The sequence below is a fragment of the uncultured Fibrobacter sp. genome, assembly GCF_947305105.1.
Lineage (GTDB): Bacteria > Fibrobacterota > Fibrobacteria > Fibrobacterales > Fibrobacteraceae > Fibrobacter.
On sequence record NZ_CAMZCS010000017.1, the window covers coordinates 1 to 12,396 of the forward strand.

The window sequence follows — 12,396 nt, forward strand, 5'->3', positions numbered from 1 at the left end:
ATTTGCATGTGGGAATACAAGGATTGGATGCCTAAAATCGCGAACCTCTGGCGCACCACTTTTGATATTGGTCCCGAATGGATTTCCACATCCTGGTACCGCGGCGTTTACGAAATTATCGATGCCAATAACAAGTACTGGCAAATTGCAAAGCCCGGCCACTGGAACGACCCGGACATGCTCGAGGTAGGCAACAGGGGCCTCTCTTACGAAGAACAACGCTCCCAGATGACGATGTGGTCCATCATGGCTGCCCCCATCATGATCAGTTCCGACGTGCGCAGTATGAGCAATGAGACCAAGGAACTCTACCTGAACAAGGACATGATTGCCATTAACCAGGATTCCCTGGGCGTTCAGGGCCATCGCATTTCTGACAAGAACGGCAAGCAGGTATGGACAAAGCCATTGAAGAATGGCGACATCGCCGTGGCGCTCCTCAACAATAACAACTCTACCCAGACCGTTGAATGCGATTTTAAGGACATCGGCGTAGACGGTGAAGTGGAAGTTCGCGATGCTTGGAAAAAGAAGGACTTGGGTCCGGTTTCCCACGTTTCTATCGAACTCCCGGCTCACGGTTCTGCACTGCTCCGCTTGGTTCTCAAGCCGGTTCCGCGCGCACCGTTCAAGGGTGAAGCTCTCGCTATTCCGGGCAAGATTGAAATGGAAGATTTCGACGTGAACGGCGTGGGTCAGGGTAACACCACCTACAATGAAACCGATGCCGAAAACCGTGGCGACAGTGACTACCGCAAGGAAACGGGCGTTGACCTTTACAAGAAGGCTACGGGCGTCATTGTGGGTTACAACCAGGCTGGCGAATGGCTCGAATACACCGTGAAGGTCGCCTCTACCGGCACTTATGTCATGAATGCCGCGGTTGCTTCTGCCAACAATACCTCGAGTTTCCAGCTCTCCGTGGACGGCAAGAACATCACCGAAGAAATTGCTGTGCCTGCCGCTACTACGGGCGAAGACAACTACGACGAATACAACGTGGTCACGGCCGACGTGGAACTGACCGAGGGCGAACATATCCTGCGCTTTACGGTAACCGGCGACTGGATGGACATCGACTACATCAACTTCATTGATAAGGAAAAGGGCGAAGAGGCTTCGACACCTGAGCCCGGAACGGAAACGGAACCCGAACCCGGACTCCGTCTCGGTAAGGTGAATTTTGTACGTAGTTCTGCCGAATCGCTCAAGGTGTTCAGTATGACGGGCAAGTTCCTGGGCCGTTTGGAAATGCAGGGTGTGCAATCGGCTCGCGAAATGTCCGAGAGTTTGCGCCGTGCAGGATTTGCTCAGGGTGTGTACCTTGTACGTAGCGGCAACGTTGCCCACCGCGTCCAGGTGAAATAAAAACGAATATTCCCTATTGATAACTTATCAATAGAACTCCCTTCGCGGGGGTTCTTTTTTTTGTGTGCCGTAGGTATTTTTGTATTGGTGTAAAAAAAGAGGATGTTATGAAGGGTTCAAAATTCATTGCGGCCACGATTGTCGCATTTTCTTGCATCGCTTTTTCGGCGGTGAGTTCCTTTGCAATCACGAGCCAGTTTCGTGGCGTCAACTGGGCCGACAAACGCGATAACTTCGTCTCCGATGTGTTGGTACTTTCGGGGCTGAGCCAGTCGTACGACTACGAGTCGGCTTCTGTGGTGGCGGAACGCGTCATCGGGCAGTTCCAGGAAGTGCTGGGCACGAACAGCGTGAGAATCCCGGTGAACGAGCCGACGGTGCTTAGGCACCTTGCCGCCTATTCGGGCGTTCTGGACGTAGCGCTGAAGCGTGGCCGCCTGTTGATGGCTTACTGGGGCCCTGCGCAGCCGGCTCCTCCTAAAGACATGAACGACTGGTGGAAAATGTGGGCGACGCTTGTCGAGAAGTACGGCAAGCACCCGAATGCTTATTTTGAAATTTTCAACGAACCGCACATGTACAGCAAGGAGGAACTTCGCGAAATATATGCGACGTGGCTCGAAAAGTTCCCGGACGTGCCGCGCGACCATATTTTGCTCGACGGCTCGGGCCTTGCCTGGAACGTGCCCGACATTGCCGACGACCCGCGCTTCGAGGGCTGCCTGTTCGCGGTTCACGAATACACCTTCTGGAATATGAGTATCACCACCGAAGAAGGCTGGAAAGGAAGCTTCAAGGGGAAGGTGGGCAAGTATGTCGACCGTACGGTCTGTACGGAATGGGGCGGCGCGATGGGCCCCGGCGAAAAGAATGGCGTGCATTACGACTACATGGATTACAACCAGCCGCCGAACAACTATTTCACGGCCTACATCCGCGGCATGAGCGACCAGCTGCATGATTGGGAAATGGGCAGTTTCTACTGGCCGGGTCTCCGTGACGGTGACTGGTACAGCATGACCAAGCGCGTCGGCGAAGGGGCAAATATCAAGCTCGAAGTTGTGAACCAGTCGGGCGTGGACCGCATGCAGCGTGCCTGGGCGGACACCGTGGCGGTTGAACAACCCAAGGATACCACCGTTACCGATACGACATCGACGGGTACGGTTGTTGCGGATACGAGTGTGAAGGATACGGCTTCTCATGCCGCCGACTCGATTGCTCCGGTTTCGCCTAAGGATTCTACGGTCGCTCCTGTCGCTTCCACGGATTCGTCTGCGGAGGCGGATAGCTCGGCGGCTCTCCATGGGAATGTCCGGTGGCAGCGCATGTCTCCGGAGCCTCTCCAGGTGTTCAGCATGACGGGACGCTTCCTCGGCCGCGTGGCCTTGCGCGTCGGTGCCGGTGTGGATGTTTCGGCGTTGCTTAAGAATGCCGGCTACGCTGGTGGTGTCTATTTGGTGCGAGGTGGTGGCTTGAATGCTCAAATTCGCGTAAAATGATGGATTTCTGCGTATTCTAATTATTGATAACTTGTCCATGCGAAATGCCTTTTGAATGAAAAAAAGCCCCCTTTTTGGGGGTATTTTTACAGGGTGGGTTATGAAAACCGCCGCTTAAATGGCGAAAGGGATGTTACAATGAGTTTTGTAAAATGTGCAAAATGGGCTGTTGCCCTTGTTGGATTTGGCCTCTGTTCGCAGGCAATGGCTGAAAACCCGATTATCCAGACATATTATTCTCCAGACCCGGCTCCTGTCGTCTTTGGCGACACGGTCTGCGTGTATACCGGTAACGACGAAGGGGGCCACTTCTTCACGATGCACGGCTGGCGCGTTTCTTGCACCACCGATATGGTGAACTGGACCGACAAGGGGACGCTTATCCTCTCCAACGAAAGCTTTGGTGGCAATGCCAAGAAGAACGGTGACTGGGCCGCTCAAGTCGTGCGCCGCAACGGTAAGTATTACTACTACGTGACCGTGGAATCGACCCGCGGTGGCCGCGCTATCAACGTCGCTGTGGCCGACAAGCCCGAAGGTCCGTTCAAGGATGCCCGCAACGGTCAGCACCTCGCCGGCCCGAACTGGGACTACATCGATCCGACCGTATGGATTGACGATGACGGCCAGGCATGGCTCTACTGGGGTAACCCGAAGCTCTATTACGCCAAGCTCAAGGAAAACATGATTGAGTTCGACGGCGAAATCAAGGTGTTCGACATGAGCCGCGGCTTCTCTCCGAATGGCAACTCCGTGTACACCGAAGGCCCGTGGATCCACAAGCGCGACGGTAAGTACTACATGCTCTACGCATCGCATGGCACTGGCAACGGCGGCGAGAGAATCTCGTATTCCACGAGCGACTCCCCGACGGGTCCGTGGACTTGGGGCGGCCTCATCATGGAACCGGGTAACGGTGCTGCGTTCACCAACCACTGCGGTATCATCGACTTCAAGGGCCGTAGCTTCTTCTTCTACCACAACCAGAAAAATGTGAGCGGTGGCGGTTACAGCCGTTCAACTGCGATTGAAGAATTTACCTGGAATGCCGACGGCACGATTCCGACCATCAAGCCGACCGATAATGGCGTGGTCAAGCCCATCAAGAACCTCGACCCGTTCGAGCGTGTGGAAGCCGAGACCAAGTCTTGGGTGGGCGGCATCAGCGTTGATAAACCGCGTGACCCCGAAGGTGGAAACTACACCATCATCAACCATGTGGCATCGGAAAATGGTGCAGTTTACCTCACCAATATGGGTAGCAATTTCTATACGAAGGTCCGTTCTGTGGACATGGGCGATGGTGCCGACAGTATCACCATTTGCACAAAGGGTGATGCAGGCAAACTCGAACTCCATGCGGGTTCCGAAAAGGGTGCGCTCCTTGCCTCTATCGATGTCCCGTCCAGTTCCAAGTGGGAAGAACATACTTTTGCCTTGACAGATGCGGCTGGTGTCGATGACTTGTTCTTTGTCGTGAAACAGGGCGGTTTTGATTTTGACTACTGGTACATGGTCAGCAACGCTTCTGCTGTTCCGCAGACTCCTTACAATGATGTCGCTGCCGCGGTGCCGGGCAAGATTGAAGCCGAGAACTACGACGTGGGCGGCCACAACAAGGCCTTCTACGACAACGACCGCGAAAATCAGGGTGGAGCTTACCGCGAAGACGAAGTCGACATTGTGGCGATTGACGATTCCAAGTGTGGCGAGGCAGCCTGCACAGGCTTTGCCATTGGCTACACCAACGAAGGCGAATGGGTAGAGTACACCATCAATGTCGCTGCCGATGCGACGTACAAAATTACCGCAAATGTGGCGACCGCATCGGATGCTTCTGCGATGCAGTTGCTCGTAGACGACAAGGCAATCACGGAATCAGTGGCTATCGAAAAAATAGACTCGGTGTGGACAACATACAAGATCGTCGATGTCGGCTCTGTGGAACTCAAGAAGGGCGAACATGTGCTCAAGTTGCTCATTACGGGCGGTTATCTGAATGTGGACTGGTTGCAATTTACCGACCCGAATGCAGAACCGGCTCTTGCCATTAAAACTCCGGTTGTGAATGCTGCAAAGTCGCAGCGCTACGAGGTTTTCTCCGTGTCTGGCAAGCGCTTGGGCCGTGTGAATGTTACCGGCGGGACCATTGCGGAATCCTTGAAGATGGCGGGCTACAGGCCTGGAATCTACATGGTGCGTAACGCTTCCGGCGTGCATGTGGTGAACACGGCCAAGTAAAAAAGAATTCCTATATACACATCCCAAAAGTCAGGCGTTCCGGATAATCGGAGCGTCTGATTTCTTATTTTACGCTTTCCTCTTTTGGATAAAGTGTCCACGATAACTTGAGCCTGTTCGGTGAAAAAACACATTGTTAAAGGTATCTTATAGAAGGGTCCAAAAAGAGGATGAAACAATGTGTAGAATGTTTGGTTTTGTTGCTTTTGCAACGTTTTGCTTAGTGGGTAGTTTGGGCTTTGCTCAGGAACAGGCGACTTTCTATGTTGCACCCAGTGGCAGTGATGCCAATCCGGGAACGGAAGCGGCACCCTTCAAGACAATAACCAAGGCGCAGAAGGCCGTTCGCGAAATCAACGGCACCATGACGGGCGATATCGTCGTGTACTTGCGCGAGGGAACCTACCAGCTGAACAGCACGGTGAACTTTGACGAACGCGACGGCGGCAAGGACGGCCATTACGTGCGCTACAAGGCCTACAATGGCGAAAATCCGCTAATCACGGGCGGCATGCCAATTACTGGCTGGGCCATCCATGATGAGGCGAATGGTATCTGGAAGGCCGAAGGCGTCGAAGGCAATTTCCGCCAGTTGTACGTGAATGGCAAGAAGGCCGTTCGCGCTTGCTTCCCCAACGCAATTGCAGCAAATGACAAGGGCGCAGGCTCTTTTGATCACGATTTTGTACGCCTTACGAAGGTGGACTCTTCGGGCCGCGCCTTTGATGTTTCTGCGGACTACGTCAAGAATATCAAGAACATCGAGGATGTTGAAATCCATCTGATGATCGCCTGGGCCGAAAGCATCTTGCGATTGGAAAAAGTTCAGGTGAACGGCGGTACTGCAAAACTCATCCCCAAGGATCCTGAACGTACCAAGTTGTTCCATCGCGCATACCCGATGCTCGGTACGGCCTTCACGAGCAATCCGCCCAAGCAGCAGGTTTTCTATCTGGAAAACTCCTACGATTTGCTTGATGCTGCGGGTGAATGGTACCTGGATGAAAAGGAACATGTGCTTTACTACAAGCCCCGTTCCGGAGAAAGCATGGCTACGGCCAATGTGGTTGCTCCCCGTTTCAATACTTTGTTCAACGTTTTAGGTAAGGATACCAAGAACAAGGTGGGCTATATGAGTTTCGAAGGCCTAAACTTTGCTCATTCCAACTATACCCGCCCCAGCGAAGAAGGTTTCCTGGATTTGCAGGCGGCAAACTTCAATGTGGATGTCCTTCCGGATCCTGGTCGCGGGAATTGGGAAAGGTTGAACAGCAACAAGTTCTTGCTGTGGCGTCCGGATGCCGGCTTCCGTGTCGAAAATGCTCACCATTTCCTGGTCAAGAACTGCACCTTTACGCAAATGGCAGCGACCGGTCTTGACTTTGTATCGGGCACGAACGACGACGTAATCGAAGGCAACGTGTTCTACGAAATTGGCGCTGCAGGCATTATGCTTGGCAAGTTCTATCAGGACTCCACGACCGAAATTCATATCGCCTACAATCCGAGCGACAAGGAAGAAATCAGTACACGCGACACCATTCGCAATAACCTCGTGACCAACGTGACAAACGAACACCAGGGTGCTGTGGGTATCGGTGCAGGTTACCCGCGCTATGTGGTGATTGAAAATAACGAAATTTCCTACACTTACTATTCAGGAATTTCCCTTGGGTTTGGCTGGACCAAAGACCAAACGGCCATGACCAACAACCATGTCAACAAGAACAATATTCACCACATTTCTCGCCTGCTTTGCGATTCCGGACCGATTTACACTTTGAGCAACCAGGGCACTGGTAGCGAAATCAAGGAAAACTACCTCCACGATTATAGTGCCTCCAAGTGGTCCGATTACTGGGTCTTGCCAATTTACCTCGATGAAGGCTCCAGCGGCTTTACGGTCGAAAATAACTCGTACAAGAATTCTCCGAGTGGTGTCGGCCAAAACCAGCCGGGACAATTTACTCAAAGGAACAATGGCGGTTATATTGAGTCTGTTGCTGCCGCTGCGGGCCTTCAGGGTGAATTCAAGAATCTTGCAGACAAGATTTCGAACATCCCGCTGGCTGATTTCTCAAATCCGATTCCGCAGGCTCCGTTCAAGAACGCCTTCGTGTTCCCGGCTTTGGTGCAGGCAGAAGATTACGACGAAGGCGGCCAAGGTGTTTCTTACAGCGACAAGGATATTGCCAACCAGGGAAATGCCTACCGTGAAGATGGCGTGGATGTTGTCGGGCTGGAATGCACCGATTCCGCTGCGACCCAAGGCTGCAAGGGCTATGCCGTTGGCTATACGCAGGCTGGCGAATGGATGGAATACTCCGTGAACGTGCCCGCCGACGCCAAGTACTTTGTCAAGGCGAATGTGGCTACGGCCTCCGAAACGTCTAGCTTCATGTTGCTGGTGGACAATAATGCTGTTACAGATACCGTTGCGGTCCCGAAAACCGATTCGACTTGGGACGTGTATAAGGAAATCGATGTGGGCACTGTTGAACTCAAGCAGGGCGAGCATGTGATCCGGCTGCTTATTACGGGTGACTACCTGAACATTGACTGGATCCAGTTCGCGGATTCGGCAAACCAGACTTTGCCGCCAACGCAATGGGTTGAAAAGGTGCGGCTTGAGGTGAGCCCGGAAACTGCTTACGACGTATTTGGACTTACAGGCAAATATTTAGGCCGCGTGGAATTGCGCGGAGAATCCGTCCGCAATGCGCTCGTACGCGAAGGCTTTGCCCAGGGTATTTACCTTGTTCGTGGATCTAGACATGCCAAAGCCTTGCGCGTGCAGGTGAGATAAAAAAATAGACAGTAAACAGTAGGTAGTAGGAAGGAATCTCCTACTGCCTGTTTTTGTTTACTTTTGCCGCATTATGTCTCTGCAAAAAACGGCAAAATATAGCCTCTAAAATAGCTTGAATATGCCATCTTGAGAAATTCCGGAGTTGGCTTTTTGATTTAAAAAGAGTATATTTATAAAAGAATGTCCTTTGAATGGGGTTTTTATGTCCTTGGAACTTCTAGAAAGAAAACTACGAACACTGCCTGAAGACAGCTTTGATGAGGTCGATGAGTTTTTCGATTTCATTTTGTTCCGTTCTGAACGGGAATGTTCGCAGAATGATTTTAACGAGGATACAAAAGCCGCTCTTCGCGAAGTTGAAGAAATGAAGGCTGACCCGTCGAAAGGCAAGTCTTATACAGATGTCGATACGATGATGCGGGAGTTGCTCGCATAATGTATTCTGTAAAGCCGACTAATCAGTTTAAGCGAGATCTTAAACTAGTTCAAAAACGTGGATACGACATACAGAAAATGACAGATGTCATCAAAAAACTTGCTGCGGGTGAAACTTTGCCAGAAGCGAATCGTGACCATGCTCTATCTGGAAATTTCAAGGGATGTCGGGAATGTCATATTGAGCCCGATTGGCTGTTGATTTATGAAATAGAGAAAGATAACTTGATACTGTATTTGACTAGGACAGGGACTCATTCAGACTTGTTTAAAAAATGATAGGAAAAGAACAGTTAGAGAAGCCTTTTCCCTTTTGACAAAAAATCCACACTAGTTGCATAATCGTTGTAAAAATCCTCCTTAAATGGGGTATTTTTCTAGAGGGTGTAAAACAAAGAGGATGTTATGAATGGTTTTTCGCTTTCGACTTTTATGTCGTGTGCGGCATTCTGTGCCGTGATGGTTTCAACTGCAAATTCCCAGCCTAATGACGAATGGAACGGCAAGCCGCGTATTTTCGGCGTGAATACACTTACGCCGCACGTGACCTCGATGCCGTACTCTACTGTAGAAGAGGCTATCAAGGGGGATCGCCACGCTTCGGAATGGTACCAGACGCTTTCGGGTACGTGGAAATTCTTCCATGTCGAAAAGCCTAGCCAGCGCAATAACGACTTCTACAAGGACAATTACGATGTGTCGGGATGGGACAATCTTCCGGTGCCGTCTTCCTGGCAGCTGCACGGCTATGACCACCCGATTTATACCAACGTTGTTTATCCGTGGGCGCAGAACAACAGGGTCTCCGCTCCGGGCGCTCCGACCGAGTTCAACCCGGTGGGCCATTACCGCCGCACCTTCACTGTTCCCGAAAAGTGGGATGGCAAGCGTATCCGCGTCCACTTTGAAGGAGTGGAATCTGCCTACTATGTATGGGTGAACGGCAATTACGTGGGCTATAGCGAAGACACTTTTACGGGGCACGAATTCGATATCAACAAGTACCTGCGCAAGGGTGAGAACAACATTTCTGTGCAGGTGTTCCGCTGGTGCGACGGTAGTTGGCTCGAAGACCAGGACTTCATTCGTCTTTCGGGCATCATGCGCGACGTGTACATTTATGCGGTGCCGCCTGTGCATATCCAGGATTTCCAGATTGACGCGACACTCACCAACAACTACCAGGATGGTTTGCTGAAGACGACGGCGTGGATTTACAACTCCTCCGGAACCGAGTCCGACGAATTTACCGTGGAACTTTCCCTCTACGACGCATCCGGTGCCGAGGTGATCTCCCCCAGTTCACAGAAGGTGTCGGGCATTGGCCCGAACGGAGCCGAAAAGAGCGTACACTTTGAACTCCCGCTCAGCAAGCCGAACCGTTGGTCTGCGGAAACGCCGTACCTTTATTCTGCGGTGCTCGCCATCAAGGACAAGTCCGGCAAGATTATCCAAGTCGAAAGTAACAAGATCGGTTTCCGCAAGGTGGAAATCAAGAAGGACAACGGGGCACCGCGCTTGTTCGTGAACGGCATGCCCGTGAAGTTCCACGGCGTGAACCGCCACGAACTCGATCCGGATAACGGCCGTGCGGTGACTTACGAACGCATGGAAAAAGACATCATCTTGATGAAACGCTTCAACATCAATGCGCTCCGCATGTCGCATTACCCGAACAATCCGATGATGTTTGACCTTTGCGACAAGTACGGTATTTACGTGATTGACGAGGCGAACGTGGAAAGCCACGGCGCTAACGGTGACCTGCCCAAGAGTAGCGATGATTGGCGCGCTCCGGTGGTGGACCGCCTGAACAGCATGGTGCAGCGCGACAAGAACCATCCCTGCATTATTCTGTGGTCGCTGGGTAACGAGGCGGGTAACGGAAACGTGTTCGCTTCTGAACGCCAGCGTGCCCACGAGATTGACTCCACACGCTACGTGCATTACGAAGGCGACAACAACAATGCCGATGTGATGAGCCAGATGTACTGGGGTTACGATTACATCAACGGTTACAACGATGGAAACAAGCCCGTGATGCTTTGCGAATACGAACACGCCATGGGCAACTCCGTGGGTGATTTGCAGGAATACATGGACGCTTTTTACAGGAATCCGCGCGCCTTTGGCGGCTTTATCTGGGACTTTATCGACCAGGGCTTGCACCACAAGGGCACTCCGTACTGGGAATTTGGCGGCATGTGGGGCGACTGGCAGAACGACGACAACTTCTGCGCGAACGGTCTCGTGTTCCCCGATCGCAAGATTCAGCCCGAAATGTGGGAAGTCAAGTATCAGTACAGCCAGATTCGCGTGAGGAACGTGGACGCTTCGCAGGGCAAGCTCAGCGTCGAAAGCCGTTACCTCTTCTTGAACCTGGGTGATTTCCTCGATGGTTACTGGCAAATCAAGGAAGACGGCAAGGTCATCAAAGAAGGGAAAATTGACGTTTCCCAGCTGAATATCGCTCCGAACCAGAAAAAGGACATTTCTATCAAGATGCCGGAAGTCGAATTCAAGAACGGCTCGGAATACCATCTCGACATAGACTTCCGCCTGAAGAAGAACCAGCTTTGGGCAAAGACTGGTTTCAGCATCGCTCATGAGCAGTTTGCGATTAACGTGGGCCAGGCCAAGTCGGCTCAAATTGACATCAGCTCTTTGCCCGGCCACCGCGTGACCCGCGGCACCGACGAATTCACTGTTGAAGGCGACGATTTCAAGATCCGCATCGACCAGAAGAGCGCAACGATTGCAAGCTACGTGCTTGATGGCGATACGATTATCCGGGACGGCGGTATCCCGAACTTCTGGCGTGCCCCGACCGACAACGACAAGGGTTTCAACATGGAACGCGGTCACGGCGAATGGCGCCATGCGGGGGCGAAGCGCTCCGTGAGAGGTGCCGAGGTGAAGGAAGTCTCCGCCCAGGAAACCCAGGTGACATTCCAGTTGGCATTCCCGGATGTGGGTTCTTCGCGCATGAGCCTGACTTACACCATCTACGGTAGCGGCGATGTTATCGTGGAATACAAGTTTACCCCCGACGGCAGCAAGAGCTACATCCCGAATGTCGGTACACTCTTTACGGTGCCGGGCGGCTACGAAAGAGTGCGTTACTTTGGACGTGGCCCGGACGAAAACTACATCGGACGTAACCGCGGAAGCTTCATGGGCATGTACGGTACCTATGCCGACTCCATGACCGTGATGTACATGGAAATTGGCGAAACGGGCCAGCGCACCGACGTGAAGTGGGCCGCCCTCACCAACGACGAGGGCAAGGGCCTGTTGATTGTGGGTTCCCCGCGCATGGAATTCAGCGCCCAGCATTATTCTCCGGAACAACTCACCGACGTGAAGCTCCCGTGGGAACTCAAGCGCAACAAGGATATCGTCCTCCGCGTGGATCTGCACCAGATGGGCCTCGGCGGCATCAACAGCTGGGGTGCGGAACCGCTCGATGCTTACCGCCTGTTCTCGAAGAACGAGTATAGCCACAAGTTCCGCCTCGCTCCGATTCGCAAAAAACTGAACGATCCGAGTGCATATGCGAATCTCGGTTTCAAGAATCTGGAAACGAGCCTTGTTGATGCGCAGTATCCAACGGACATCTACACGAATGATGCGAAGGAAGATCCGACTGAAAAGGTCGTGGATACCGAGCAGACGGGCTCCGATCCCGATACGACAGGTACTGAACCGGATACGACGACAAAGACTCCGGATGTTGCGACGCACAATGTGCAATGGCAAGCCGAATCCAGGGATTATATCGTCTTCAATATGCAGGGCCAGCTGGTGTCCAAGTTCACGACTCGCGGTGTCGAGGATTTGCATGCGAAGACTGTCGGTGCGGTCCAGCGTTCCGGTGTCTACCTGGTCAAGGCGAAGAAGGGCGGGCAGACGTATAGGATTTCTGTAAGAAAGTAGAACCTCCTACACACCATACCCGAGGGCATCTGCGGAAAATATTCGCAGGTGCCCTTTTTTACAAATTAACTGAATTTTTGCGCCACCCTGTTGGGTCTACCGATT

Annotated in this window: 7 protein-coding genes; all 7 read left to right on the top strand. The window is 52.4% G+C overall.

What is annotated here, in order from left to right:
- On the top strand, positions 1-1,368 hold a 1,368-nt coding region (locus Q0Y46_RS09070), incomplete at its 5' end, for a carbohydrate-binding protein (protein ID WP_297946795.1).
- 107 nt (positions 1,369-1,475) lie between these two features.
- Positions 1,476-2,870 (top strand): cellulase family glycosylhydrolase, encoded by a 1,395-nt coding sequence (locus tag Q0Y46_RS09075; RefSeq protein WP_297946797.1) that lies wholly within the window; start codon positions 1,476-1,478, stop codon positions 2,868-2,870.
- 138 nt (positions 2,871-3,008) lie between these two features.
- Complete coding sequence (locus Q0Y46_RS09080) at positions 3,009-5,111, top strand: family 43 glycosylhydrolase (RefSeq protein WP_297946799.1); 2,103 nt, start codon at positions 3,009-3,011, stop codon at positions 5,109-5,111.
- Positions 5,112-5,289: 178 nt separating this feature from the next.
- Entirely contained in the window at positions 5,290-7,917 is a 2,628-nt protein-coding gene (locus Q0Y46_RS09085; RefSeq protein WP_297946801.1) for a carbohydrate-binding protein, read from the top strand.
- Positions 7,918-8,122: 205 nt separating this feature from the next.
- Positions 8,123-8,356, top strand: coding sequence for a hypothetical protein (locus Q0Y46_RS09090; protein ID WP_290959521.1), 234 nt, complete (start codon positions 8,123-8,125; stop codon positions 8,354-8,356).
- Positions 8,356-8,634 carry a type II toxin-antitoxin system YafQ family toxin gene (locus Q0Y46_RS09095; protein WP_290959523.1) on the top strand — a complete coding sequence of 93 codons (279 nt, stop codon included), beginning with the start codon at positions 8,356-8,358 and terminating at the stop codon, positions 8,632-8,634. The genes Q0Y46_RS09090 and Q0Y46_RS09095 overlap by 1 nt, the downstream gene beginning before the upstream one ends.
- A 126-nt stretch (positions 8,635-8,760) precedes the next feature.
- Complete coding sequence (locus tag Q0Y46_RS09100) at positions 8,761-12,291, top strand: glycoside hydrolase family 2 TIM barrel-domain containing protein (protein WP_297946803.1); 3,531 nt, start codon at positions 8,761-8,763, stop codon at positions 12,289-12,291.
- The last annotated feature ends 105 nt before the right edge of the window (positions 12,292-12,396 follow it).

Bases quoted from the DNA above. Each gene is read 5' to 3' on its own strand.
- Q0Y46_RS09095 (WP_290959523.1), top strand. From the start codon at position 8,356: ATGTATTCTGTAAAGCCGACTAATCAGTTTAAGCGAGATCTTAAACTA.
- Q0Y46_RS09090 (WP_290959521.1), top strand. From the start codon at position 8,123: ATGTCCTTGGAACTTCTAGAAAGAAAACTACGAACACTGCCTGAAGAC.
- Q0Y46_RS09080 (WP_297946799.1), top strand. From the start codon at position 3,009: ATGAGTTTTGTAAAATGTGCAAAATGGGCTGTTGCCCTTGTTGGATTT.
- Q0Y46_RS09075 (WP_297946797.1), top strand. From the start codon at position 1,476: ATGAAGGGTTCAAAATTCATTGCGGCCACGATTGTCGCATTTTCTTGC.
- Q0Y46_RS09100 (WP_297946803.1), top strand. From the start codon at position 8,761: ATGAATGGTTTTTCGCTTTCGACTTTTATGTCGTGTGCGGCATTCTGT.
- Q0Y46_RS09085 (WP_297946801.1), top strand. From the start codon at position 5,290: ATGTGTAGAATGTTTGGTTTTGTTGCTTTTGCAACGTTTTGCTTAGTG.